General features: G+C 71.9%; 20 protein-coding genes and 1 pseudogene. 10 read left to right on the top strand and 11 right to left on the bottom strand.

Translation table 11 applies throughout. The features are described 5' to 3' along the window. Positions 1-151 precede the first annotated feature (151 nt). Positions 152-1,150 carry a hypothetical protein gene (locus ACGFIS_RS29995; protein WP_392973314.1) on the top strand — a complete coding sequence of 333 codons (999 nt, stop codon included), beginning with the start codon at positions 152-154 and terminating at the stop codon, positions 1,148-1,150. Here the strand turns inward: ACGFIS_RS29995 and malQ are convergent. Both malQ and ACGFIS_RS29985 read right to left on the bottom strand, forming a co-directional pair. Beyond that, positions 1,131-3,140, bottom strand: coding sequence for a 4-alpha-glucanotransferase (gene malQ / locus ACGFIS_RS29990; protein ID WP_392906176.1), 2,010 nt, complete (start codon positions 3,138-3,140; stop codon positions 1,131-1,133). The genes ACGFIS_RS29995 and malQ overlap by 20 nt on opposite strands. A 28-nt stretch (positions 3,141-3,168) precedes the next feature. Next, positions 3,169-4,632 carry an amidase gene (locus tag ACGFIS_RS29985; protein WP_392973312.1) on the bottom strand — a complete coding sequence of 488 codons (1,464 nt, stop codon included), beginning with the start codon at positions 4,630-4,632 and terminating at the stop codon, positions 3,169-3,171. A 198-nt stretch (positions 4,633-4,830) separates the two neighbouring features. On the opposite strand from ACGFIS_RS29985, the gene ACGFIS_RS29980 reads away from it, so the two are divergent. The 3 genes from ACGFIS_RS29980 (at position 4,831) to ACGFIS_RS29970 (ending at position 8,249) form a co-directional block, all read left to right on the top strand. Continuing rightward, positions 4,831-5,691, top strand: coding sequence for a nuclease-related domain-containing protein (locus ACGFIS_RS29980; RefSeq protein WP_392973310.1), 861 nt, complete (start codon positions 4,831-4,833; stop codon positions 5,689-5,691). Between the two features lie 242 nt (positions 5,692-5,933). Beyond that, on the top strand, positions 5,934-7,796 hold the full coding sequence (gene ilvD, locus ACGFIS_RS29975) for a dihydroxy-acid dehydratase (protein WP_392906182.1): 1,863 nt from the start codon (positions 5,934-5,936) through the stop codon (positions 7,794-7,796). A 105-nt stretch (positions 7,797-7,901) separates the two neighbouring features. Next, positions 7,902-8,249, top strand: a complete 348-nt coding sequence (locus ACGFIS_RS29970; protein ID WP_392906184.1) for a DUF1330 domain-containing protein — start codon at positions 7,902-7,904, stop codon at positions 8,247-8,249. 25 nt (positions 8,250-8,274) lie between these two features. Here the strand turns inward: ACGFIS_RS29970 and ACGFIS_RS29965 are convergent, their stop codons facing one another. Together ACGFIS_RS29965 and ACGFIS_RS29960 are read right to left on the bottom strand one after the other, a co-directional pair. After that, positions 8,275-8,496 (bottom strand): zinc ribbon domain-containing protein, encoded by a 222-nt coding sequence (locus ACGFIS_RS29965; RefSeq protein WP_392906185.1) that lies wholly within the window; start codon positions 8,494-8,496, stop codon positions 8,275-8,277. An 18-nt stretch (positions 8,497-8,514) separates the two neighbouring features. Beyond that, positions 8,515-9,024: an HNH endonuclease gene (locus tag ACGFIS_RS29960; protein ID WP_392973308.1), complete on the bottom strand. Its 510-nt coding sequence runs from the start codon at positions 9,022-9,024 to the stop codon at positions 8,515-8,517. A gap of 275 nt (positions 9,025-9,299) precedes the next feature. Here ACGFIS_RS29960 and ACGFIS_RS29955 point away from each other — a divergent pair, with 275 nt between their 5' ends. Both ACGFIS_RS29955 and ACGFIS_RS29950 read left to right on the top strand, forming a co-directional pair. Then, positions 9,300-11,429, top strand: coding sequence for a prolyl oligopeptidase family protein (locus ACGFIS_RS29955; RefSeq protein WP_392906189.1), 2,130 nt, complete (start codon positions 9,300-9,302; stop codon positions 11,427-11,429). Further along, entirely contained in the window at positions 11,426-12,235 is an 810-nt protein-coding gene (locus ACGFIS_RS29950; RefSeq protein ID WP_392973306.1) for a class I SAM-dependent methyltransferase, read from the top strand. Before ACGFIS_RS29955 ends, ACGFIS_RS29950 begins: the two co-directional genes overlap by 4 nt. 184 nt (positions 12,236-12,419) lie before the next feature. Here the strand turns inward: ACGFIS_RS29950 and ACGFIS_RS29945 are convergent, their stop codons facing one another. Both ACGFIS_RS29945 and ACGFIS_RS29940 read right to left on the bottom strand, forming a co-directional pair. Continuing rightward, entirely contained in the window at positions 12,420-13,025 is a 606-nt protein-coding gene (locus tag ACGFIS_RS29945) for a GNAT family N-acetyltransferase (RefSeq protein ID WP_392906192.1), read from the bottom strand. 6 nt (positions 13,026-13,031) lie between these two features. Further along, a complete protein-coding gene (locus ACGFIS_RS29940) occupies positions 13,032-14,648 on the bottom strand; it encodes an XRE family transcriptional regulator (protein ID WP_392906193.1) in 1,617 nt (538 codons plus the stop codon). Positions 14,649-15,079: 431 nt separating this feature from the next. Between ACGFIS_RS29940 and ACGFIS_RS29935 the strand changes: the two genes are divergently transcribed. The 4 genes and pseudogenes from ACGFIS_RS29935 (at position 15,080) to ACGFIS_RS29920 (ending at position 18,651) form a co-directional block, all read left to right on the top strand. Next, complete coding sequence (locus ACGFIS_RS29935; RefSeq protein WP_392973304.1) at positions 15,080-15,373, top strand: hypothetical protein; 294 nt, start codon at positions 15,080-15,082, stop codon at positions 15,371-15,373. Positions 15,374-15,621: 248 nt separating this feature from the next. Then, positions 15,622-16,617, top strand: a complete 996-nt coding sequence (locus tag ACGFIS_RS29930) for a mechanosensitive ion channel family protein (protein ID WP_392906196.1) — start codon at positions 15,622-15,624, stop codon at positions 16,615-16,617. Positions 16,618-16,689: 72 nt separating this feature from the next. Then, a pseudogene (locus tag ACGFIS_RS29925) lies at positions 16,690-17,055 on the top strand (globin); the annotation flags it as partial. A gap of 24 nt (positions 17,056-17,079) precedes the next feature. After that, entirely contained in the window at positions 17,080-18,651 is a 1,572-nt protein-coding gene (locus tag ACGFIS_RS29920) for a glycoside hydrolase family 13 protein (RefSeq protein ID WP_392973302.1), read from the top strand. A gap of 169 nt (positions 18,652-18,820) precedes the next feature. Here the strand turns inward: ACGFIS_RS29920 and ACGFIS_RS29915 are convergent, their stop codons facing one another. The 5 genes from ACGFIS_RS29915 to ACGFIS_RS29895 form a co-directional block, all read right to left on the bottom strand. Further along, a complete protein-coding gene (locus tag ACGFIS_RS29915) occupies positions 18,821-20,266 on the bottom strand; it encodes a S28 family serine protease (RefSeq protein WP_392973300.1) in 1,446 nt (481 codons plus the stop codon). 197 nt (positions 20,267-20,463) lie between these two features. After that, positions 20,464-21,057, bottom strand: a complete 594-nt coding sequence (locus ACGFIS_RS29910; RefSeq protein ID WP_392973298.1) for a GNAT family N-acetyltransferase — start codon at positions 21,055-21,057, stop codon at positions 20,464-20,466. Further along, a complete protein-coding gene (locus ACGFIS_RS29905; RefSeq protein WP_392906204.1) occupies positions 21,054-21,491 on the bottom strand; it encodes an acyl-CoA thioesterase in 438 nt (145 codons plus the stop codon). Before ACGFIS_RS29905 ends, ACGFIS_RS29910 begins: the two co-directional genes overlap by 4 nt. A gap of 139 nt (positions 21,492-21,630) precedes the next feature. Next, positions 21,631-22,959 carry an enolase C-terminal domain-like protein gene (locus ACGFIS_RS29900; protein ID WP_392906206.1) on the bottom strand — a complete coding sequence of 443 codons (1,329 nt, stop codon included), beginning with the start codon at positions 22,957-22,959 and terminating at the stop codon, positions 21,631-21,633. After that, positions 22,956-24,440 carry an aldehyde dehydrogenase (NADP(+)) gene (locus ACGFIS_RS29895; RefSeq protein WP_392906208.1) on the bottom strand — a complete coding sequence of 495 codons (1,485 nt, stop codon included), beginning with the start codon at positions 24,438-24,440 and terminating at the stop codon, positions 22,956-22,958. The genes ACGFIS_RS29900 and ACGFIS_RS29895 overlap by 4 nt, the downstream gene beginning before the upstream one ends. Positions 24,441-24,585 lie beyond the last annotated feature (145 nt).

The raw sequence follows: 24,585 nt of genomic DNA, 5'->3' as shown, positions 1-24,585 counted from the left end.
GGCCGTGTGCACCTGCCCGCCGGGCCGGGCCACGTGCGCCGCGTCCACCTGACCCCGGCACCTGGGCGCGGCCACGTGAACGGGTCTGATTGAGCCTGTCCCCGACCCCCGTGACCATGGGATCGTTACATGGTCACGGGGAGGGGATCGCGTGGAGACGGTGCGGGACGTCCTGACGGCGCTTGCCCGGCGGTACGCGTTCGGGGACCTGGCCGCGCTCGTCGCGCGGGACCGTCTCGTCCCGGACGGCCGCGCGGGCGCCGTCGCCGCCCTCTGCGCGTTCGGGCAGCGCGTCCTGGACCTGGACGCCGAGGACTTCGGCATGCCCGAGGACGCCGGCGAGGTCCCCCACGACCTGCTCGACCGCGCCCGCGCGAGCCGGATGCCGCAGGCGCCCCGGGAACGTCCCCGCGGCGCCCTCGCCAGCCTCCGCCCCGCCTACTCCCTCCTGCTCGAGGTCATCGCGATCCGCTGGCACCGCCGCGACATGGCCGCACTCGTCGCCGCCGTCCACATCGCGAGCGAGTACCTCCCGATGCTCGCGTGGGAGCCGGTCCTCGGACACGCCGGAGACCCCGCCCGCATCGGCGCGTCCGTGGAGGGCGAGGGCAGCCGCTTCGGCGTCCCCGTCGAACCCGGGTCGGCCCGCATGTGCGACCACACCCGGCCGGAACGCTCCGCGTGCGAACGCACCCTGCGCGTCTCCAAGGAGCCGCCGCCCGGCTGGCGCGCCTATCTCGACCGCCAGCACAGCCAGGTCGCCTCCGCCCTGGGCGACTGCGCCGCCCGCTGCCGGACCCCCTGCACGGTCATGACCCGCCTGGACGACCTCGTCCGCACCGACCTCACCGACCGCTGCAGACTCGCCTCCGACTTCACCGACGGCGCGCTCGTGAAACTCCGCCACGCCGCGCCGGTCGGTCACGGCTTCGGGGTCCCGTCCCCGGAGGAGGTCCAGGCGGCCTGGACCCGGGCCCGCAGGTCCCTGTCCAGACACCCCCTCGGCAAGACGGCCTTCGCCAACGCCGAGGACGACCGCTACCCTCTCCCGGGCCTCCCCGGCCTGTTCTCCGCCATCGCCGCGACCCCCCTGAGCCCCGACACCCTCCTCCACGACGTGACGACGAGGATCACGACGACGCTCTCCTGAAGAGCTTCAGGGCGTCGTGGGCCCGGAGGTCGTCCAGGAAGACGGGGCGGCCTTCGGGGCCGGACAGGGGGACTCGCCAGTTCGGGTACTCGTTCGTGGTGCCCGGCTGGTTCTGGGTGCGGCGTTCGCCGACGGCGTCGGCGAGGGAGATGCCCGTGAGGCGGGCGGGGGTGCGGGCCAGGAAGGCGTGCAGGGCCGTCACGATCTCGTCGTCGTGGTCCGCCGAGTCCGCGTCCAGAGCCCTCATGATCTCGGCCGGCGGGGTGGGCAGCAGGTTTTCGGCGTGCAGGACGGCCAGCCAGTCCGCGAGCCGGCGGCGATGGTCGTCCTCCTCGCCGGCGCGGGGCCGGGTGAGGAGGCCGAGGCGGTCGCGGAGGGCTATGTGGTCGCCGTGGACGAAGCCGGTGATCGGCGGCATGTCGTGCGTGCCGACGGTGGCGAGGGAGAGTTCGCGCCACCGGTCGGGGGGCTTGGGACGTCCCGCCGCGTCACGCTCGAACCACAGGAGGGACGTGCCGAGGACGCCGCGGTCGGCCAGGTCGTCGCGGAACCCGGGTTCCACGGTGCCGAGGTCCTCGCCGACGACCACGGCGCCCGCGCGTTCGGCCTCCCATGTCAGGCAGCCGAGGAGGGCGTCGCGGTCATAGCGGACGTAGGTGCCGTCCGCCGGTGAGCCGCCCTCGGGCACCCACCACAGGCGCGACACCTGCATGGCGTGGTCGAGGCGCAGCCCGCCGCCGCGCCGGAACGCCGTGGCCAGCATCTCGCGGAACGGGACGTAGGCGGCTTCGGCGAGACGGTGCGGATGCCAGGGCGGCTGGCCCCAGTCCTGGCCGCGCTGGTTGAACTCGTCGGGGGGCGCGCCGACGCTCATGCCGGGAGCGAACAGGTCGCGGTGGATCCAGGCGTCCGCGCTGCCGTGCGCGACGCCGACCGCCAGGTCGTGGACGATCCCGACCGGCATCCCGGCGTCGCGGGCCGTCCGCTGCGCCGCCGTGAGCTGGCCGTCCAGCCGCCACTGCAGCCAGGCGTGGAAGTCGACGCGGCCGGCGAGGCGGGCGGCCTCGTCCGCGACGGCCGGGCCCCCCGCGTCCTGGAGACCGGCGGGCCAGCGGCGCCAGTCCGGGCCGTGCTTCTCCGTCAGCGCGCACCAGGTGGCGAACGAGGTGAGGGCCGCCCCCTCGCGGTCGCGGAACCCGTCGTAGTCGCGCTGCGCCTCCGTGCCGCGCGGGAGCCGGTGGAGGGCTTCGAGGGCCTGCAGTTTGGCCGTCCACACCGCGTCGCGGTCCAGGGCGGCGTCGTCCGCGCGGAGCGGCGCCGCGAGGGCGGACAGGCGTTCACGGTCCTCGGACGGAAGGGCCGCGAATTCGGGGAGATCCTCGACGCGCAGGTAGATCGGCGCGGCGAACCGGCGGCTCATCGGCGAGTACGGGGACGGGTTCACCGGCGGGACGGGCTCGGTGGCGTGCAGCGGATTGATCAGCGTGAAGCCGGCGCCCAGCTCGCGGGCGCTCCAGGACGCGAGGTCCGCCAGGTCGCGCAGGTCGCCGAGACCCCAGGACGCGCGGGAGCGCACGGAGTACAGCTGGGCGGTGAACCCCCACAGTCGGCCGGGCGGGTTCAGCCGGCGGGGCGCGACCAGCAGCGGCGCGGTCTCCGGCCCGGCGCGGAGGCGGTGCCAGCCGGGCGGAAGATCCGCCGTCGCGGGCACGGTCTCGCCGGACGCGAGTTCGACGGCCACGTCGCGCAGGTCCGCCGGCAGGCCGTCCCCGCGGCGCACGACGACGACCGGCGGCAGCCTGCGTCCCGGCTTCCCGGCGCGTTCCAGCTCCGCCCGGACGGCGGCGGGGGACGACGCGTCCACCCCCAGCGCCGCCAGGACGGACACCAGGGTGCCGGGCGAGACCGCCGCCTCCCGTCCACGCCAGTCGGTGTAGCCGGCCGCGACACCGTGCCGTCCGGCCAGCGTGATCAGCTCATCGTCACCCACGCCTGCACCATGCCCGGTGCGGGCGTGCTCACGCCGTCCAGATCGCGGGCTTGCGGCCGATCCACGGGCGGGCCTCTTCGAGCTGCGCGGACAGCGAGATCAGCGTGCCCTCGGCGCCGAGACGCCCCGCGAGCATGATCCCGATCGGCAGGCCGGACGTCTCCTCCCGCGGGGACGAGCCTCCGGCGGCCGCATCCGATGTCCAGTGCAGCGGGATGCTCACCGCCGGCTGCCCGGAGATGTTGTACGGCGCGGTGAAGGGGGTGAACTTCTTCTGCCGCGCGAAGTTCTCGGCGGGCTCCTGGTCGTGGAAGTACCCGACCGGGGCGGGCGGCTGCGCCAGCGTCGGATGCAGGATCGCGTCGAACTCGTCCATCACCGGGAACGCCGCGCGCAGCGCCCCCTGCAGCGCCGCGTGCGCCTGGAAGATCTGCGGCGCCGTCGTGGCCTCGCCGCGCGCCCGCAGCCAGCGCGTCAGAGGCTGGAGGAGGTGCTCGCTCTCGTCCGCGACGGGCGTGATCGTCGCCATGACGCCCCACAGCATCTCGAAGTGCGGGACGAGTTCGGGGCCGAGCACCCGCGGCAGTTCGACGACCTCGTGCCCCAGTTCCTCCAGCAGTTCGGACGCCGCCTCGTATGCGGCGACGCAGTCGGGATGCACCTCGGCGCCCGGCACGGCCGGCTCCATGCTCCGCGCGATCCGCAGCCTGCCCGGCGGGCGTTCGGCGTACGAGGCGAACGTGCCCCCGGCGGGCGGCGCCGCGTACAGGTCGCCGGGCATGTGGCCCGCCATCACGTCCAGCAGAAGGGCCGCGTCGCGGACGGTCCGGGCGATGGGCCCGTTCGTGGACAGCCCGAACAGGTCCGGGATGACCGGCCCCTGCGAGACCCGTCCCCGGGTCGGTTTGATCCCGAAGAGCCCGCACGCGCTGCTGGGGATCCGGATCGAGCCGCCGCCGTCGCTGCCCTGCGCGATCGGCGCGAGGCCGGACGCGACCGCGGCTGCGGCGCCGCCGCTGGACCCGCCCGCCGACCGGGAAAGGTCCCACGGTGTGCGCGCCGGCGGCGCGACGGCGCCCTCGGTGTAGCACGGCAGGCCGAACTCGGGCGTCGTCGTCTTGCCGAGGAGCACCGATCCCGCCTGCCGCAGCAGCGTCACGACGTTGTCGTCCGCGAACCCGGTCAGGTCGGAGTAGACGCCCGACCCGAGGGTCGCACGGACGCCGTCGACCATGTTCAGGTCCTTGACGGGGACCGGGACGCCGAGCAGCGGCGGCAGGTCCGCCGGGTCCGCGGCGTCCAGCACGGCCTTCTCCGCCTGCCGCGCCTCCTCGCGGGCGCGTTCGGCGGTGACCGTCACGTAGGCCCCGACCTGCTCGTTCAGTCGTTCGATGCGGGCCAGATAGTGGTCGGCGAGTTCGACCGGAGATACTTCCCTGGTGCGGACGGCCGCAGCCATCCGGGTGGCGCTGAGGTCATGGGTTTGTGTCACAAAACGGAACGCTAGACGCCGTGTGCGCGGGCATCAAAGAGGGCAGGGACGACTGCAGCGGCAGAAGGAGAAGAATATCCACGTACCCACCCGTCACGGCAGTGAATCACCTACGGATGGCGACAAAACTATTAACCCTGCATGACTAGTCGCCAACCGTCCGGATGATTACTCTGCGCACGGAGGATCATGCCCCCAATGGGAAAGGAATACGGAGCGTCACTCATGGCGATCATGGAGCGGGGCAACACGCAGGGGGCCAGGGGCCATCCCCGGGCCCAGTCGGACGCAACGGGGTCGGAGGAAACGCGTGAGCACCACCACCAGGCTCCGGTGAAGGAGCGTCCCGAGGAGAGCACCGCCGCCGCGATGCTCGCCGATCCCAAGATCCGCCGCTGGCTGTGGCCGGCCGGCGTCGCCGCCGCCGCCGGCGCCGCCGCCTGGGTCCTGACCTCCTGGCGGCTCGGCGTCACCGTCGCGGTCCTGGTGATCGTCGGGGACGTCGTCCAGCGGTCGCGCAAGAGCTCCACCGTCGCCGCCTGGCAGAAGTCCTCGGCCGCCGAACGGCGCACCGAGAAGCAGCTGAAGTCCCTCCAGCGCAACGGGTACCTCGTGCTCCACGCACGCGCCGTGCCCCGCGACGACGAGGGCGTCAGCGACGGGCGCATCGACCACCTGGTGATCGGGCCGAGCGGCGTCTACGCCATCGACTCCGAGAAATGGGACAAGCGCCTCCCCGTGCGCACCATGTCCCACCTCAAGCTCTTCCACGGCCCCTTCAACAAGAAGGATCGCCTGGACGAGGCGCGCTGGGAGGCCCAGATGGCGAGCAGCATCCTCGCCGAGCGCGTCGGCTTCGAGGTGCCGGTGCAGCCCTCGGTGGCGATCTACGGGCCGTCCATCCCGTGGAAGGTCATGCGGGTCCGCGACGTCGACGTCTACGCGGGCAACCGGGCGCGCGCGTACCTGCGCCGCCGTCCGAAGATCCTGACCGACGGCGACGTCCAGCGCATCTTCCAGGCGGCGGAGAAGGCCCTGCCGCCGAAGTACCCCGACTAGCACGTGGGGGCGGCCCTCTTCACCGGGCCGCCCTGGCTCAACGACGAGCCCGAGCCGGGACGCACGCGTCCCGGCTTTCTTCATGCCCCCGCACCGGTTGGTAGCATCGGGGGCACACAGGCCGGCCCGCGCGCGACCTCCGCTGAGCCGGCGGCAGCGCCGCGATCCGCCGCTGCGAGCACGTACATCGCTCCCACACCGCGGGATCGCCCACGTCACGTCAACCGTTGGAGAGGTCACACATGCCACCGCTCAGGTCACGCACGGTCACCCATGGCAGGAACATGGCGGGCGCCCGCGCGCTCATGCGGGCCAGCGGCGTGGAACGCGAGGACTTCGGCAAGCCCATCGTCGCGGTGGCCAACAGCTACACCCAGTTCGTGCCCGGCCACGTCCACCTGAACGAGGTCGGCACGGTCGTCGCCGGCGCCGTCCGCGAGGCCGGCGGCGTCCCCCGCGAGTTCAACACCATCGCCGTGGACGACGGCATCGCCATGGGCCACGACGGCATGCTGTACTCGCTGCCGTCCCGCGAAGTGATCGCCGACGCGATCGAGTACATGGTCAACGCGCACTGCGCCGACGCCCTCATCTGCGTCTCCAACTGCGACAAGATCACCCCGGGGATGCTGCTGGCCGCGCTGCGCCTCAACATCCCGGCCGTGTTCGTCTCCGGCGGCCCGATGGAGGCCGGCAAGCCCGTCGAGGGCGTCATGGGCGGCAACAAGCTCGACCTCATCGACCCCATCATCGCGTCCGCCGACGGCTCGGTCGCCGAGGACACGCTCCTCGAAATGGAGGAGAGCGCCTGCCCGACCTGCGGGTCCTGCTCCGGTATGTTCACCGCCAACTCGATGAACTGCCTCACCGAGGCGATCGGGCTGGCGCTGCCCGGCAACGGCACCGTCCTCGCCACCCACACCGCCCGCCGCCGCCTCTACGAGGACGCCGGCCGCACGGTCGTGGACGTCGCCCGCCGCTACTACGAGAACGACGACGACAGCGTCCTGCCGCTGAACATCGCCACCCGCGAGGCGTTCGCGAACGCCATGGTCCTGGACGTCGCCATGGGCGGCTCCACCAACACGATCCTGCATCTGCTCGCCGCCGCGACCGAGGCCGGCGTGGACTTCGGCCTGTCCGACATCGACGAGCTGTCCCGCCGCGTCCCCTGCATCTGCAAGCTGGCCCCGGCCACCGGCAAGTACCACGTCGAGGACTGCCACCGCGCCGGCGGCGTCCCCGCCCTCCTCGGCGAACTGAACCGCGGCGGCCTCCTGCACCGCTCCGCCCACTCGGTCCACTCCGCGTCCATGGACGAGTTCGTCGCCAAATGGGACGTCGGCTCCCCCGACGTCCTGCCCGAGGCCGTCGAGATGTACCACGCGGCGCCGGGCGGCGTGCGCAGCACCTCCGCGTTCTCGCAAAGCGCGCGCTGGGAGTCCCTCGACCTCGACCGCGAGGACGGCTGCATCCGCTCCGTCGAGCACGCCTACACCGCCGACGGTGGCCTCGCCGTCCTGCGCGGCAACATCGCCCCCGACGGCGCGATCGTCAAGACCGCCGGCGTCGAAGAGGACCTGTGGACGTTCACCGGCCCCGCGGTCGTCTTCGAGTCGCAGGACGACGCCGTCGAGGGCATCCTCGGCGACAAGGTCAAGGCCGGTGACGTCGTCGTGATCCGCTACGAGGGCCCGAAGGGCGGCCCCGGCATGCAGGAGATGCTGTACCCGACGAGCTTCCTCAAGGGCCGCGGGCTCGGCAAGGCGTGCGCGCTGATCACCGACGGCCGCTTCTCCGGCGGCACGTCCGGCCTGTCGATCGGGCACGCCTCCCCTGAGGCGGCGGGCGGCGGCATCATCGCCCTCGTCGAGGACGGCGACCGCATCGTGATCGACATCCCGAACCGGGTCCTCGAACTCGACGTCCCGTCCGACGAGCTGGACATCCGGCGCGAGAAGCTCCTCGCCGACCTCGGCGGGTACCGTCCCCGCGACCGGCACCGCCCGGTCAGCGCCGCCCTGCGCGCCTACGCCGCCATGGCCACCTCCGCCTCCACGGGCGCGGCCCGCGACGTCGGCCAGCTCGACCGCCCGAACGGCTGAGCATTACCCGCCAGGTAATCGCTTTCGTTCCGCATCGCGGGCCAGAGTGGACTCACCGGCCGGGGCCTACCGGCTCCGGCCGCGCCATTCTCGAAGGAGACCGTGATGACCGCCTACGCCCTCGCCCACCTGCGCCCCCCGGCACCGCTCCACGACGACGTCTTCATCTACATGGAGCGCATCCAGGCGAGCCTGGACCCGTTCGGCGGCCGCTTCCTCGTCCACGGCAGCGACCCCGAGGTGATGGAAGGGCCCGTGGACGGAAGCTACGTCCTGGTCGAGTTCCCCGACATCGACAAGGCCCGCGCCTGGTACGAGTCGGACGCCTACCAGGCGATCCTGCCCATGCGCACCGACAACATGGAGGGCACCGCCGTCCTCCTGCACGGCGTCGCCGACGACTACGACGCCGCCGCGACCGCGAAGTTCGTCCGCGCGGCCCAGACCGCCTGACGCGGCGGCACCGTCACGAAGGAAACTAGGAGCAGCAGCCTCCGCCGCAGCAACCGCCGCCCCCGGCGCTCGGCGGGGGCGAGGGGGCGCCGCCTCCGGAGGTGCCGGTGACGGCGACCGTGGACAGGAGCTTGACCGTGTCGTCGTGGCCGTCCGGGCACGAAGCCGGATCGGACGCGTTGATCATCGGACGGGTGACCTCGAAGGTCGACCCACAGGCGCGGCAGCGGTAGTCATAGCGAGGCACGCCCCAAGGATACGCGTCTCACGCGGCGGGTTCGGTGACGTACGGGGCCCATTGGGGGTCGCCGTCGTGGACCAGCCCGATGAGGCGCCAGTGGGCGCCCCGGGGGACGGCGGGGGTGATGGTGAGCGTCCAGCCGAGTTCGGAGAGCAGGCGGTCTGCTTTGCGGTGGTTGCAGGTCATGCAGGACGCGACGCAGTTCTCCCACACGTGCTTGCCACCGCGGCTGCGGGGGTGGACGTGGTCGATGGTCTCGGCGCGCCGGCCGCAGTAGACGCAGCGGAAGTTGTCGCGGCGCATGAGGGCGGCGCGGGTGAGGGGGACGCGGGTGCGGAAGGGGATGCGCACGTAGCGGCGGAGCCGGATGACGGACGGGACGTCGATCGACATCGTGGCCGAGTGCAGGGCCGCGCCCGAGGTGTCGTGGTGGACGATCTCCGCCTTCTCGCGAAGCACGAGGCAGACCGCCCGCCGGAGCGGGAGCGTGGTGAGTGGTTCGTACGTCGCGTTCAGGAGGAGGACCTGTCGCATCAGACGCCCTCCGCCGGGCCGTGCCGGTGATTCGCCTCGGCGGGCGCGGCGGAACGCGCCTCGAACCGAGGCCCGATTATGTTCTCCGGTTCCTGCGCTCTCGCCATGAGGACCTCCCCAGGGGCGAACCGACCAGAATCAGTGTGGCGTCTCAGGGAGGCCGTCCGCTACCCCAATAATCCCCCTTCGAGCGGCCGATCGAACACGAACACGCGTTCGCGGCGGGTCGCGGTATGCGGGACGGGCAGTCCGGAACGGCCAATACAGTGCAACTCATGACGCCGTATCCGTCCGCGAAGCGCCAGGACATCGTCGACGACATCCACGGTCACCGGGTCGCCGACCCGTACCGCTGGCTTGAGGACGCCGGAAGCGACGAGACCCGGGAGTGGCTCGCCGCGCAGGACAAGCTGTTCCACAAGGTCGCGGACGCCCTGCCGGGGCGGGAGACGCTGCGGCGGCGGCTCGGGGAGCTGCTCGGCGCGGGCAGTGTCGGCGCCCCCGTCTGGCGGGGCGAGCGGTGCTTCTTCACCCGGCGCGCCGCCGACCAGGAGCATCCGGTGCTCTACACGGTCGATCCCGGCGGTTCCGAGCGCGTCCTCGTCGACCCGATGGCCCTCGACCAGGACGGGACGACGACGCTGGACGGGTGGCAGCCCGACAAGGAGGGACGCCGGCTGGCCTACAAGATCTCGACCGGCGGGGACGAGGAGTCGCTGCTGTACGTCATGGACGTCGCGACGGGCGAGCGGGTGGAGGGGCCGATCGACCGGGCGCGGTACTCGTCGGTGGCGTGGCTGCCGGGCGGCGAGGCGTACTACTACGCGCGGCGGCTGCACGCGCGGGACGTCCCGGCGGGCGAGGAGCAGTACCACCGGCGCGTCTACCTGCACCGGGTCGGCACCGAACCCGACACCGACGATGTGCTGATCTTCGGCGCCGGGATGGACAAGACCAACTACTACGGGGCCGGCGTCAGCCGCGACGGGCGCTGGCTGACGATCTCGTCGTCGCAGGGCACGGCGCCGCGCAACGACCTGTGGATCGCCGACCTGTCCGCGTCGCCGCCCGGCGCCCCCGAGCTGCGCGTCGTGCAGGAGGGTGTGGACGCCGGCACCGGCCTGCACGTGGGACGCGACGGCCGCGCCTACATCTTCACCGACCGTGACGCACCGCGGTCCCGTCTCTGCGTGACCGACCCCGCCGACCCGTCGCCTGAGACGTGGCGGGACCTCGTCCCGCAGGACCCCGAGGCCGTCCTCACCGACTTCGCGATCCTGGACGACCTGGACAGGCCCGTCCTGCTCGCCGGCTGGACGCGGCACGCGATCAGCGAGATCACCGTCCACGACCTGGAGACCGGGGAGCGGCTCGGGTCCGTCCCGACGCCGGGACTGGGGTCGATCGGCGGGATCGTCGAGCGGCCGGAGGGCGGGCACGAGGCATGGTTCGGGTACACCGACAACGTCACTCCGTCGTCGGTCATGCGCTACGACGCGCGGACGGGCGAGACCACGCTGTGGGCGTCCGCCCCGGGGACGGTCGACGTTCCCGATGTCGAGACACGCCAGGTCACCTACACCTCCCGGGACGGGACCGAGGTACGGATGCTGGTGGCGTCCCGTCCGGGCCTCTCCGGGCCGCGCCCGGCGATCCTGTACGGGTACGGCGGCTTCAACATCTCGCTGACGCCGTCGTACTCGGCGAGCATCCTCGCCTGGGTGGAGGCGGGCGGCGTCTACGCGGTCGCGAACCTGCGCGGCGGCTCCGAGGAGGGCGAGGAGTGGCACCGCGCCGGGATGCGCGAGCGCAAGCAGAACGTCTTCGACGACTTCCACGCCGCCGCCGGGAAACTCGTCGACGACGGATTGACCACGCCGTCGCAGCTCGCGATCTCCGGCGGCTCGAACGGGGGGCTGCTCGTGGGCGCCGCGCTCACCCAGCGTCCCGACCTGTACCGGGCTGTGGTGTGCTCGGCGCCGCTGCTGGACATGGTCCGGTACGAGAGCTTCGGACTGGGGCAGACGTGGAACGACGAGTACGGAACGGCCGATGACCCCGAGGAGTTCGGCTGGCTCATCGGCTACTCCCCGTACCATCACGTCCACGCCGGCACCGCGTACCCGGCCGTGCTGTTCACGACGTTCGGCAGCGACACCCGCGTGGATCCGCTGCACGCCCGCAAGCTCTGCGCCGCGTTGCAGCACGCGACCGCATCGGACGCACCGGTCCTGCTCCGCAACGAGGCGGAGGTCGGGCACGCCGCCCGCTCGGTGAGCCGCTCCGTCGACCTGATGGCCGACACGCTCGCCTTCATGGCCGCGCAGACCGGCCTCGGCCTTCCCGCCGCGGGCACGGGGCCGGGGCGCGGCGATGAATTGACGAGTGGTCTAATACGAGGGTGAGCAAGTCGACCGTGCGCGGCGCGTCAGCCGTGGAACGCGTGCTCGGGCTGCTGAGGGATCCGCCCGCGGAGCCGGACACGTCCGCCGGCCACCTCGACCTGCTCGGTCCCGGCGCGCAGCCGTCGCCGTCCCTCGCCCAGTCGGCGATGGAGTCGACGTTCCTGCCGCAGATCTACGAGCACGTGTGGCGGCCCGTCGGGTTCAACCTGGCCAAAGGCTGGCCGTTCGGCCCGGACACCGCCGCCGAGCACGCGATGGCCCGCGACTGGCTCGGGCTCTCCCACCCCGGCTACGCGGCCCGGCCACCCGCGACCGTCCTGGACGTGGCGTGCGGACCCGGCAACGTCACCCGCGCACTCGCCGAAGGCGTCGGGCGGGGCGGACTCGTCGTCGGGCTCGACACGTCCCAGACCATGCTCGCCCGCGCCGTGGAGGACACCGCGGACGGCGACGTCTGCTACGTCCGCGGCGACGCCGTCGACCTCCCGTTCCGGGACGGGACGTTCGACGCCGTCTGCTGCTTCGGCGCGCTGTACCTGTTCGACGACCCCTGGACGGCCCTGGACGGCATGACCCGCGTCCTCAAACCCGGCGGCCGGCTCATCATCCTCACCTCGCGGCGCCCCGTCCCGCTGACCGCGGCCCGCATCGGCGGGGAGCTCATCCGCCGCGCCACCGGTCTCACCGTCTTCGGCGACCGCGAGATCACCAGGGCCCTCTCCGAGAGGGGCTTCACCGCCGTCCGGCAGCACCGCTACCCGCTGATGCAGGTGGTCGGAGGCAGCCGCGGCCACCCCCTCCCCTAGTCGACGACCGGGGATGACGCTACGCTCCCACCAGAACGCGCACGGGAACACTCCCGTGCGACATCGCCCCCTCCTGGGGTTGGGAAGCCTCCAGGAGGGGGTTTGGTGTTCGAGCCCAACCCCGGGCCGCGCGGCCTCGCGGCGGACCGCGCCTCCGGCGCGAGGCCCCGCGGCCCGGGTGTCTTCAGCGGAGCGGCTTCTCTATGTAGATGTTGACGATGCCGCCGATCGCCTCCCGGCGCGTCTCCGTCCAGCCGAACTTGCGGTAGAGCTCGAGCGCCGGGGCCTGCAGTTCGGTCGTGTCGCCGCGCAGGACGCGGTAGCCGAGCTCCTTGGCACGTTCCTCCAGGGCCTGGACGACGGCGGCGCCGTAGCCGCGGCGCTGGACGGCGGGCAGGACGCGCAGGCGGACCATCTCGACGGCGTCGAGGACCGGGTTGCCGGGCGCGTATCCGCCGAACGCGCGGGCGCGGCCGCCGGGGACGAGGTCGGCGCGGCGCAGGCCGCCCATGGCGACGATCCCGCCGTCGAGTTCGCCGACGATGAACTCGCCGTCGTTGCGGAGGTAGATGTCCTCCATCCGGAAGAAGTCGTGGTCGTAGTAGACGCCGTCGCCGGGACGCAGGCCGACCTGGGCCAGGCCTTCGCGGTGCAGCGCGAGGACGATGCCGTGGTCGGCGGCGTGGTAGCGGCGCAGCCTGAGCTCTCCGAAGCTCCAGACCGGCGGCTCGTCCTGGATCCGGACGAGAGTGTGGGCGGGGTGGTCCTGCCAGGGGGTGTTGTCGGGCATGCCGCGTCAGACCTGCTCGGACGGGGAGACGGACGGGCGCTCCTGCGCCGGGCTGGTGACCCAGGGGCCGGCGAGCGCCTCGTAGAAGTCCTTCAGCGCCGGTATCTCGCCGTGCTTGGCGGCGACGGCCGCGCCGATCTGGCGGGCGCGGTGCACGAGGATGTCGGACCGGTGGTCGGACGGCAGTTCGAGGATGGCCTCCCGCCCGGCCACGAGCGCGCCGTCGGGGTTGCCGGCGTGGAACTTGCACATGGCCCGGTCGAGGCGCACGAGGGTCAGGTCGACGCGGTCGGTGGGCGAGTAGAGGGTGAGGGCGTGGCTCAGCACCTCGTCGCCGTGCTTGTGGTCGCCGAGGCTGGTGAACGTGTCGCCCTCGTAGAAGGCCATCTGCCGGTCGGTGAACCCGTACACCAGGTCGCTGGTGTCGGCCTTGGAGAGCTGGTCGAACACCGAGCGTCCGCGGACGAGGGCGCGGCGGGCGCTGGGGGCGGCGTCGCCGCGTCCCCGCATCGCGAGCATGCCGAGCGCACGCGCCTCCACGGCGGGCGCCATGGCACCGGCGACGCCGGGCGTGCGGCCGGCGAGGTCTTGTGCCTTGCGGGCCAGGTGGAGGGCCTCGCGGGGATCGCCGTAGTACATCGGCACCAGGGACTCACGGACGGTCACCCAGGCGCGCAGCTGCCGGTCGCCGGTCTCGTCGGCGGCGGTGCGCGCGGTACGGAAGAACGAGCGGGCCAGCCGGTGGTCACCCAGGTTGATCATGATCAGGCCGGAGAGCCCGGACAGCTGGGCCGCGATCCGGCACAGGCGTTCCTGCAGCTCGACCGGCTGGCGTTTGTCGCACATGCGGCGCACCTCGCTGAAGTCCAGCAGGACGTCGCAGAGCATCCGGAGGGACGGGGTCGCCTGGTACTGCTGGCCGTAGCCGTAGGTCGTCTCCTCCCACTGGTCCAGCATGGTCGGCGAGACGGTCGCGCCCACGAGTGTGTCGTCCATCTTGCGGCGCAGGTTGTCGACTGCCCCAAGGAACTGACCGTCGAGCGCCACGCCCGCTCCGGCCAGCAGCTGCAGCAGGGTCCTACGAAGCACGATGTCCTCCTCTCCCACATCAATGGTCAGGGGGCCGTCGGCGCGGTCCGGGCCCCGTAGGTCGTTGACGGTTGCCCAGGGACGTTCGTCGGCCCTGGGGATGATCGCCCCGACGAGCGCGTCGGGGTCGGGTGCCGGGCGCCGGTCGGGTTGCCGCGGCTGCGGGACGCTCGCCGCCCCGGGGCGGCCCGCGTGACCGCGGCCGCAGATGCAGGGACCCTGGTAGTCGAGGGCGTCGGGTTCCACCCGGTAGACGGCGCAGAGATAGTGCAGATACTCGGGGCCGGGTCTCTTGTAGCCGCTCTCATAGGCGGACAGCAGCGTCTCCCCGAGGCGGGGCGCGGGTTTGCCGTCGACCTCGTAGAGCGCCTTGACCTGCGCCACGATGTCGGACAGCGCGACACCGTGGGCCAGGCGGTGCGCCTTGACCCTGCTGGTGCCGAACAGCGGTCCGCACTGCTCGTGGATCTCCTGCGCGATCTCGACCGGACCGTGTCCCCGCCCCAGAGCGCGCGCACGGATCCGGCGAGCCACGTCCGTTTCTTTCCGAGGGGGGTCCGACATCCTCCGGCCTCCTCCCGTCGTGCCGGGACGCCGCTCTCCCGGGGGAGAGGGCGATCGTCCCCGCCACGGCGACCGGTCACTTCACTTGATGGCCACGACAGATAATCTTCCGCGCACGCAGCGTAACCCTCGCCACGGGGGCGGCCAAGCGATTCCACAGAAGAAGCGGCGGTCAGGGCACCTCCCGCCTCCCCGGGGTAGAGATTCTTCCTCCACAGGGGTGCAGGCTTCCCCTGAGGTGGGGGAATTCGGTACCGGACGCCACGCCCCGTCACTTGACCCGCACCCGTGAGAGTTGCAATTCTCGCCGCGAGTGACCGAACGGATTCACAGAGTCGATCAAAGACAGCCGTCAAAGCCGGTGCTCGCCCGTGGAGCCGGCGCTCTCCAACGGAGGGGGTGTGAAGGTGGTCAGCGACAGACGCGTCGGCTACCTCGAGGAGCTGGAGCACGAACTCGACACTCAGGGCCTCGTCGCCCGCGTCGTCAGGACCCGTTCGGGGCCGGCGTTCCTGCGGGTGGTGAACCCGGAGGCCGCGAGCCTCGCGGAGGACGTCACGTGCGCCCCGGCCCCGGAGACCACGGACCACTACTTCTGGTGGTCCTGGGGGGAGCGCATGCACCGCGTCGACGACGTGGGAGGCGCCGCGATGAAGCTGGCGCACGTCCTGCAGCCCCGGGACGCTCTGACATGACGCTCTGAGAACCCGGGCGCCCCCGAGACCGAGCGTGTCCCGCGAGGCCGTGGCCAGGACGGCGCGGCAGCCGCGGACCCCGCGGGACACGCTCGCCCGATCAGCCCCTCCCCGGCCGGGCCGGGACACGTCGCCAGCGGTAGTACGAACCGGTCGGAACCGTCCCCTACGATCAGGCTCGTACCCGCCGCGGGTCCACGGCGAGGTGTCCAGGCACCACTCACGACGGCCGGGGAGGGTCTGCCGCCATGTCACTCGCCGTCGAACCGTTGCTGCCGTGGGCCCAGGACGGCTCCCCCGAGGCCGCCTGCCGCGACCGGACGCCCACCGCCTCGTGCCGGCTCGTCTGGAACATCTCGCACAACACCGACTTCACCCGGTTCTACTCGACCTGGCTCGACGGTCCCCTCACCACCCTTTTCTGGATCATCGTCACCCTGGTGGCCGCGCTGATCGTGAAGAGCATCGCGCACCGCATGATCACCAAGGTCACGCTGCGGATGGCCGAGGGCACGATGTCGGAGCGGGTCAGGGAGCGTTCCCGGACGGTCTTCGAGGGCAACCCGGCCCTGCTCAACAAGCGGCGGGCCCAGCGCGCCCAGACGCTGGGCTCGGTGCTGCGCTCGATCGCGTCCGTGCTGATCATGGGGACGGCGGCGTTCAGCGTGCTCGGCTCGCTCGGCCTCAACCTCGCGCCCATCCTGGCCAGCGCGAGCGTCATCGGCGTCGCGGTCGGGTTCGGCGCGCAGAACATCGTCAAGGACCTCCTCGCCGGGCTGTTCATGCTGCTGGAGGACCAGTACGGCGTCGGCGACTACATCGATGTGGGCACCGCCAAGGGGACGGTCGAGGCCGTCACGCTGCGCGTCACCCGGATGCGCGACATGGACGGCGTCGTCTGGTACGTCCCGAACGGTGAGATCAAGAAGGTCGGGAACGAGTCGCAGAACTGGGGCCGTGCCGTCCTGGACATCCCGGTCGACATCCACGAGGAGACCGAGCGGGTCAAGGAGATTCTGCAGACCACCGCCGACACGATGGTCGCCGACGCGCCCTGGAGCGACCTCGTCCTGGAGGAGCCCGCCGTGTGGGGTGTGCAGGCGCTCGCCGGGGACGCCGTGGTCATCCGCGTCGTGCTGAAGACGGCCCCGGGCAGGCAGGGCGACGTCGCCCGCGAACTGCGCGAGCGGGTCAAGCGGGCGTTCGACGAGGCGGGCGTCACGGTCGCCACCCCCGCCCCCTGATCGATCAAGATCGGGACCGGGGCCCGCAACGGCGCGCGTCTCGCATAGGGTGGGGAAGCTATGGCTGAACAGGTGACCTTCTATGAGGCGGTCGGCGGCGAGGAGACCTTCCACCGGCTGGTGCACCGCTTCTACCAGGGTGTCGCGGACGACCCCGACCTTCGCGCCCTCTATCCCGAGGAGGACCTCGGCCCCGCCGAGGAGAGGCTGCGGCTTTTCCTGATCCAGTACTGGGGCGGCCCCAACACCTACAGTCAGCGGCGCGGGCATCCCCGGCTGCGGATGAGGCACGTGCCGTTCGTCATCGACGAGGCCCAGCGGGACGCCTGGCTCCGGCACATGCGGGTGGCGGTGGAGGATCTGGGGCTTCCCGAGCCGCTGGAGCGGCAGCTGTGGAACTACTTCACCATGGCCGCGCAAAGCTTGGTGAACGCCCCGACATAACAGGGTAGATCGGCCTGTATGACGCGAATCCCGTGGTGGCGCAACGCCGTCGTGTACGAGGTCTACGTCCGCAGCTTCGCCGACTCCGGCGGAACCGGTGAGGGCGACCTCCAGGGGATCCGCTCCCGCCTCGGGTACCTGCGCGACCTCGGCGTGGACGCGCTCTGGCTCACGCCGTTCTACACCTCCCCGCTGGCGGACGGCGGCTACGACGTCGCCGACTACCGGGACGTGGACCCGCGGTTCGGCACGCTGGACGACTTCGACGACCTCGTCGCGGACGTGCACGCGCACGGCCTGCGGCTGATCGTCGACATCGTCCCGAACCACTCGTCGGACCGGCATCCCTGGTTCCAGGAGGCGCTCGCCGCACCGCCCGGGTCATTCGAGCGTTCCCGCTACATCTTCCGCGCGGGCAGGGAAGGGGAACGTCCCGGTGAGGAGTGGCCGCCGAACGACTGGCCGTCGGCGTTCGGCGGCCCCGCCTGGACGCGGGTGGACGACGGCGAGTGGTACCTGCACCTCTACGCGCGCGAGCAGCCGGACTTCAACTGGCGCAACCCGGAAGTGCAGCGCGAGTTCGAGGAGATCCTGCGGTTCTGGCTCGACCGCGGCGTGGACGGCTTCCGCATCGACGTGGCGGCCGGCCTGTTCAAGGACGCGTCGTTCCGCGACCTCGGCGGGCGGGATCGCCGCGCACCGAACGGTCCCATCTACAGCCGCCCCGAAGTCCACGACGTGTACCGGCGGTGGCGGCAGATCATCGACGAGTACGACGGCGACCGCATGGCCATAGGCGAGGTGTGGACGGACGGGCCCGCCGACCTCGCGCTCTACCTGCGTCCAGACGAACTGCACCAGGTCTTCCAGTTCGACCTGCAGCTCGCCTCGTGGTCGGCCACGGCGTTCCGCGATGTGGCGACGGCCGCGATGAAGGCCGTCGCGCCCACGGGGGCCGCGCCCACCTGGGTGCTGTCCAGCCACGACTCCGTTCGTCATGTCACCCGGTACGAACAGCCGGAGAGCGTCCCCGGGATCGGCTGGGCCAGAGCCCGTGCGGCGCTGCTGATGCTCCTGGCGCTGCCGGGGTCGGCGTACGTGTACCAGGGGGAGGAACTGGGCCTGCCGGAGGTGACCGACCTGCCCAGCGAGGCCAGGCAGGACCCCATCTGGGAACGCACGAACGGGCGGCTCGCGGGACGCGACGGCTGCCGGGTCACGCTGCCCTGGTCGGGCGACGCCGAACCGTACGGGTTCTCTCCCGGCGGCGTCCGTCCGTGGCTGCCGATGCCGGAACGCTGGGCGTCGCTGACCGCCGAGGCGCAGGCGTCCGACCCGTCCTCCATGCTGGCGTTCTACCGTGAGGCACTGGCGCTGCGCCGCCGCGTGCTGGACGGCCTGCCGGACGACGTGGAGTGGCTCGACTCCCCCGACACGGCCGTCTTCTTCCAGCGGGGCCCGCTCACCTGCACCCTCAACTGCGGAGAGAACCCGGTGCGGCTCCCGCCGGGCACCCTGCTGCTCGCCAGTACCCCGCTCTACGGCGATCTGCTCCCCGGCAACGGGTCCGCCTGGCTTAGCACCGGCTGACCCGGCGCGCGGAAACCCGGCGCGCACGCAAAACCGGGCGGGCGAAACCCCGCGCGTGGAAAACCGGTGGTCGAAACACGACGCGCGGAAACGCGGTGTGCCGGTCCGGGCGAGGGGTCAACGCACGGGCCCGGCACACCGCGAGCCTGACGGAACGGCTCGGTTCCCGCTACAGCGGCGGACGCTGGAGCTGGAGCGGGTCGTCGGCCCTCGGGCCGGACTTGAGCGTCTGCAGGCCGGCGTCGACACCCGCCCAGCGCTTGATGTCGGCGATGGACTTCGCCCTCTGATCGGCGGGCAGCTTGTCGATCAGGCGGCCGCTGTGGTTCGCGCCCTCGGCGACATAGACGGCGGAGTCACGGCTGCCGCGGCCGAGGCGGAACGGCTCGGCGCCCCACGGGTCGTTCGAGCCGTACAGGAACAGCATGTGGTTCGCGTTCCCCCGCACCCAGCGGTCGATGTCGCGCATCGCTCGGCCGCGGTCGAACCGCATCGGGATGTCGCGCGGGACGTAGGTGCGCGGGTGGTAGCTGTCCTCGTACCGCAGCAGGTGGCGCATGTGCTTGAACTTCGGCGACGGCCAGCCGAGCTCCGTGCCCGCCTGGTAGTAGTACGGGACGTAGGGCGTGAGGCCCTGGTCGGTGTAGAACGACAGCCCGGAGATGGAGTCGAGCGTGTCATAGATCTCGTCGTCGGAGGCGTCCACCGGCGGCAGGTCCGCGCAGTCGGACTGCAGGCTGTACTGCCAGAACGCCCACTCGTAGTCCATCACGGAGTTCTCGAACGCCCGGTCCGGGGTGCGCAGGATGTCGAACGTCCAGCCGTTCTTGCCGGCGGCGTCCGTGAAGCGCTTGAGCATCTCGGGGCGGCGCTTGAGGAACTCCCGCGCGAGCGCCTGGAGGTGGCTGCGGCATTCGGGGTCGGTGCCGACCGTCTGGAAGAACCTGTCGTAGGCGCGGTCGTCGTTGTTGCGGTAGTCGTTCGGCGCGACGTAGACGACGCTGCCGTCGACGTCACGCGGGTAGAAGCGCTTGTGGTAGACGGCCGTCATGCCGCCCTTGCTCGCGCCCGTCGAGATCCACTTCCCGTTGTAGATCCTCTTCAGCGCGCGGATGATCCGGTGCTCGTCGGTGGCGGCCTGCCAGATCGTGTCCTTGCGCCAGTCGGTCGGCTCGGGACGGGACGGGCTGAAGTAGCGGTATTCGACGGAGATCTGGTTGCCGTCGACCAGCGCGGTCGGCTCGGAGGTGAACATCACCTCCGGGGTGTGGTAGCCGCTGGTGTAGAGGACCATCGGCCGGTCGGTGGACTTGTGCTGCAGCATGATGCGCTGCTCGAACCATGGTCCTTGAGGGTCGCGATGATCGACCGGCTGCCTGTACTCGAGCCAGAACCAGCGGTGGCCGGGCAGCGTGGAGGTCTTCTCCGTCACCTCCATTCCGGGAATCGCCTTGAGCCGCTCGAGAATGTCGCCCGTCTGGACGGTGCCCGTCCGGGTCGTGCCTGCCGGGAGGGTGCCCGCCTGGGTGGTGACCGCCTGCGCCGCCGTGGCGCCGGCGCCGGTCATTCCCGCGGCGAGCAGCAGTGCCGTCGCTCCTCGTGAGACGCGCCGCATTGTGCCCCTTTCACGTGGGTTCTCCACAATCGCGTCGCGACCCTAGAGCGATACGTCAGCCGGAAACGGAGTGCTGCATCGCTTGTTATCTATCCGTGACGACTCGGTTGCCAACGGGGCAGTCAGGCGGACAACGGTCAGAAGGCACGCAACCACCGGGCGACCTCGGAGAGGGGTGCCGCCGGAGCAGGGCCGCGTCAGGCGGGGGGAGTCAGCGCGACCCCGTCGTCCCAGGGGGCCAGGCGCTCGAAAAGCCGCTCGTCATGCCAGCGCCCGTCCAGGTGAATGTGCCGGCGCGCCGTCCCCACGACCGTGAAGCCGTTGCGTTCCAGCACCTTCTGGGACGCGGAGTTGTCCACCCTCGTGAACGCCTCGACACGGTGCAGCCGGAGCGCACCGAACGCCACGTCCAGCGCCAGCCGCAGCGCCTCGGTCGCGACACCGTGTCCCGCGTGCTCGCGCGCCACCCAGTACCCGACGAAACAGCACTGCAGAGGCCCGCGCAGAACATTGTTGAGCGTGATCCGCCCGGCGATCTCACCGTCGACCAGGATGACGCCCGGCCACATCTCCTCCGTCGCATACGCCTCGACCAGGTCATGCAGATTGTCGAGCTGGCCTTCGACGGTGTAGTAGGAGTCGTCGCGCTCCGGCTCCCAGGGGCGCAGGTAATCGCGGTTTGCCTCGTAGAGCGCGGCGAGTTCCTCAGCGTCCGCCATCTGGACGACCCGCAGCCGCACCCCGGGATGGGCACGGTCCAGCGGGGCGGACGGCCCCGCGAGCGCCGTCATGCCGAGGGCGCCACATAGCGCCCGATGAACTCCCGCTCCTCCGGGGTGAAGCGGCGCAGCCGGTTCGACTCCACATCGAACGCGACGAGCGTCGAGGTCGCCTCCGCGTAGACGTTCTCGTCGTCCCGCACCTCGTAGGCCAGCTTGAACGAGGCCGCGCGCGCCTCGGTCACCCACGTCTCCACCCGGATCGGGTAGACGGTCGGCAGCAGCGGCGTCCGGTAGTCGATCTCATGCCGCGAGATCACCATGCCGCGGACGGGCTCGTCCCCCTTGCGCACCGGGTCGCCGTGGAACATCTCCAGCCGCGCGTCCTCCAGGTAGCCGAGGAACTTCACGTTGTTCACATGGCCTTGGGAGTCGATGTCACCGAACCGGATGTTGAACTCGTAGACGTGCCGGTATTCGGCCGCGGGCAGGTCGGTCTGCTGCATGTCCTCGCCTGGGGGTACGGGGGAAAACCGGATCCGGCTCGATGTTACCCGCAGTAGGTTTCCGCCCCGCCGGGGTCCCCCGGCCGCCCCCGGGCCCCCGGGCGCCCCCGGGCCCCCGGGCGCCCCCCGAACGCTCCCGTCAGCCGCGCACGAGACACGGGCGTTTCGGGTCGAACGTCCAGCCGGGGACCAGGTACTCCATCGCGGCGGCGTCGTCGCGGTCCCCCAGCCCGTGCTCGACGTAGAGCCGGTGCGCGGCCTCGATCCGCTCCTCGTCGACGTCGATGCCCAGGCCGGGCGCCTCGGGCAGCGCGATCCGCCCGTCCACGATGCGCAGCGGATCCCTGGTGAGGCGCTGGCCGTCCTGCCAGATCCAGTGCGTGTCGATCGCGGTGATCTCGCCCGGGGCGGCCGCGGCGACGTGGGTGAACATCGCCAGCGACACGTCGAAATGGTTGTTGGAGTGCGAGCCCCAGGTCAGGCCCCACGCCTGGCACAGCTGCGCCACCCGCACCGAGCCGCGCATCGTCCAGAAGTGCGGGTCGGCGAGCGGGATGTCCACCGCGTCCAGCCGGATCGCGTGGCCGAGTTCCCGCCAGTCGATCGCGATCATGTTGGTGGCGGTGCGCAGGCCGGTGGCGCGGCGGAACTCCGCCATCGTCTCGCGTCCCGAGTAGCCGAGTTCGGCGCCGCACGGGTCCTCGGCGTAGGCGAGGACGCCCTTGAGCTCGTTGCCCAGGCGGACGGCCTCGTCCAGGGACCACGCGCCGTTCGGGTCCAGGTTGATCCGGGCGCCGGGGAAGCGCGCGGCCAGCGCGCGTACGGCGTCTGCCTCCTCGTCGCCCCGGAGCACGCCGCCTTTGAGCTTGAAGTCGGCGAACCCGTACCGCTCCTGCGCCGCCTCCGCCTGCCGGACGATCGCGTCCGGCGTCATGGTCTCCTCGCGCCGGACCCGGAACCAGCCGTCCGCGCCCTCCGGCGGCGGCTCGTACGGAAGGCCGGTCTTGCGGCGGTCGCCGATGTAGAACAGGTAGCCGAGCATCGGGATCGCCCGCCGCTGGACGCCGTCGCCGAGCAGCGCGGCCACCGGGACGCCGAGGAACCGCCCCATCAGGTCCAGCAGTGCCGACTCGATCGCGGTCAGCGCGTGGACGGTGATCCTGGTGTCATGCGTCAGCGGTCCGCGCCCGCCCGCGTCCAGGTGGCCGAACGTGCCGCGGATCGCGTTCAGGATCTCGTCGGACCGTCCAATGGGCCTGCCGACGATCAGTTCACGCGCGTCCTCCAGCGTCCGCCGGATGCCCTCGCCGCCCGGCACCTCGCCGACACCGGTGCCGCCGGACGAGTCGGTGAGCAGCAGCAGGTTCCGCGTGAAGAACGGCCCGTGCGCGCCGCCAAGATTGAGGAGCATGCTGTCGTGTCCCGCGACGGGGACGACGCGCATCCCGGTGACGACCGGCGTGCTCATCGCTGCGCCCCCTGGTAGGCGATCGGACGCTGGAACCGCTCGACGGCCAGGCTCCCCACGGACGTCGTCCGCGAGTCGGACGTCGCCGGGAACGGGCCGCCGTGGACCATCGCATGCCCCACTCTCACCCCGGTGGGCCAGCCGTCCCACACGATCCTTCCGGCCAGGCGCTCCAGGACGGGCAGCAGCCGCGCCGCGGCGTCCCGGTCGCCGGGACCGGCGTGGATCGTCGCGGTCAGCTGCCCCTCCAGGCCGCGCGCCAGCTCCCGCACCTGGTCGAGGTCCGCGCATCGGACGACCAGCGAGCACGCGCCGAAAACCTCCTCCTGGAGGTCGGGACCGAAGTGCTCGGCGTCCACCGCGGCGAGCGCCGCCGCGCCCCCCACGGCCGCCTCGGGTTCCCGTCCACGTGCGAGGATCTCCACGCCCGGACGCCGTTCGAGCCGCGCCACACCGTCGGCGTAGGCGCGCGCGATGCCCGGGGTCAGCATGGGCGCGCCCGGGGTGCCGGCGATCGCCTTCGCGGCCGCGTCCAGGAACGCGTCCAGCTCCGGGCCCCTGACCGCGAAGACCAGCCCGGGATTCGTGCAGAACTGGCCCGCCCCGAGCGTCACGGAACCGACGAACGCGTCGGCCAGCTCGCCGCCACGCGCCGCGAGGACCTCGGGCAGCAGGAACACCGGGTTGACGCTGCTCATCTCCGCGTACACCGGGATCGGCCCGGGCCGGTTCGCCGCCGCCTTCGCGATCGCCAGGCCCGCCGCCCGCGACCCGGTGAACCCGACGGCCTGGACGCGCGGGTCCGTGACGAGCGCGATGCCGAGCGTCGGACCGTCCCCGTAGAGCATCGAGAACACGCCCTCGGGGAGGCCCGCCTCCCGGACGGACTCCGACACGGCCCGGCCGACCAGCTCGCACGTCCCGGGGTGGGCGTCATGCGCCTTCACGATCACCGGGCAGCCCGCCGCGAGCGCCGACGCCGTGTCCCCGCCCGCCACCGAGAACGCCAGCGGGAAGTTGCTCGCCCCGAACACCGCCACCGGGCCCAGCGGCACCTTCCCCTGCCGGATCTCCGGCCCGGCGTCACCGGCGGGATCGACGCTCACGAATGAATCACCAGCGGCGCGGAGGCCGGTGGCGAAGAGCCGGAGCTGGCCGGTGGTGCGGGCGACCTCGCCGGTCACGCGCGGGACGGGGAGCCCGGTCTCCGACGTGGCGCGGGCCACGAGATCGTCGGTGAGTTCGTCCAGCCTGCCCGCGATCGATTCGAGGAACGCGGCGCGGCGCTCGGGGGACGTCGCGCGGTAGACGTCGAAGGCCTCGTCGGCCAAAGCGCAGGCACGGTCCACCTCGGCCTCGCCGCCGTAGCGGTACTCCGGGTCGAGACGTTCACCGGTGCGGGGATCCACGGCACTGATCGCCGCGCCCGTCCCGGCGACGCGCTCGAAGCCGATCACCATGTGTCCGGTGAGCTGCGCCATCGTCCGTCCTCCTCGGTCAGGCGGGGTGGGTCAACCCGGACGATAGGAGACGGAATCGATACCTGTCCAACACGAAATACGCATCGTTCGATGCACGCCTTGTATCACTCGGCTACGGGCGCGAACACGGACGGCCGCGCGGTCG

It is taken from the genome of Spirillospora sp. NPDC048824, assembly GCF_043198455.1.
GTDB lineage: Bacteria > Actinomycetota > Actinomycetes > Streptosporangiales > Streptosporangiaceae > Spirillospora.
Note: the sequence above shows the minus strand (reverse complement) of the source record. Positions and strands in the feature narration are given on the sequence as shown.

Coding starts and splice junctions, on each gene's coding strand:
- ACGFIS_RS29895 (WP_392906208.1), bottom strand. CDS start 24,440: ATGGCGCAGCTCACCGGACACATGGTGATCGGCTTCGAGCGCGTCGCC.
- ACGFIS_RS29945 (WP_392906192.1), bottom strand. CDS start 13,025: ATGCCCGACAACACCCCCTGGCAGGACCACCCCGCCCACACTCTCGTC.
- ACGFIS_RS29970 (WP_392906184.1), top strand. CDS start 7,902: ATGACCGCCTACGCCCTCGCCCACCTGCGCCCCCCGGCACCGCTCCAC.
- ACGFIS_RS29910 (WP_392973298.1), bottom strand. CDS start 21,057: ATGACGGCGCTCGCGGGGCCGTCCGCCCCGCTGGACCGTGCCCATCCC.
- ACGFIS_RS29905 (WP_392906204.1), bottom strand. CDS start 21,491: ATGCAGCAGACCGACCTGCCCGCGGCCGAATACCGGCACGTCTACGAG.
- ACGFIS_RS29900 (WP_392906206.1), bottom strand. CDS start 22,959: ATGAGCACGCCGGTCGTCACCGGGATGCGCGTCGTCCCCGTCGCGGGA.
- ACGFIS_RS29980 (WP_392973310.1), top strand. CDS start 4,831: ATGGGAAAGGAATACGGAGCGTCACTCATGGCGATCATGGAGCGGGGC.
- ACGFIS_RS29955 (WP_392906189.1), top strand. CDS start 9,300: ATGACGCCGTATCCGTCCGCGAAGCGCCAGGACATCGTCGACGACATC.
- ilvD (WP_392906182.1), top strand. CDS start 5,934: ATGCCACCGCTCAGGTCACGCACGGTCACCCATGGCAGGAACATGGCG.
- ACGFIS_RS29960 (WP_392973308.1), bottom strand. CDS start 9,024: ATGCGACAGGTCCTCCTCCTGAACGCGACGTACGAACCACTCACCACG.
- ACGFIS_RS29930 (WP_392906196.1), top strand. CDS start 15,622: ATGTCACTCGCCGTCGAACCGTTGCTGCCGTGGGCCCAGGACGGCTCC.
- ACGFIS_RS29920 (WP_392973302.1), top strand. CDS start 17,080: ATGACGCGAATCCCGTGGTGGCGCAACGCCGTCGTGTACGAGGTCTAC.
- ACGFIS_RS29915 (WP_392973300.1), bottom strand. CDS start 20,266: ATGCGGCGCGTCTCACGAGGAGCGACGGCACTGCTGCTCGCCGCGGGA.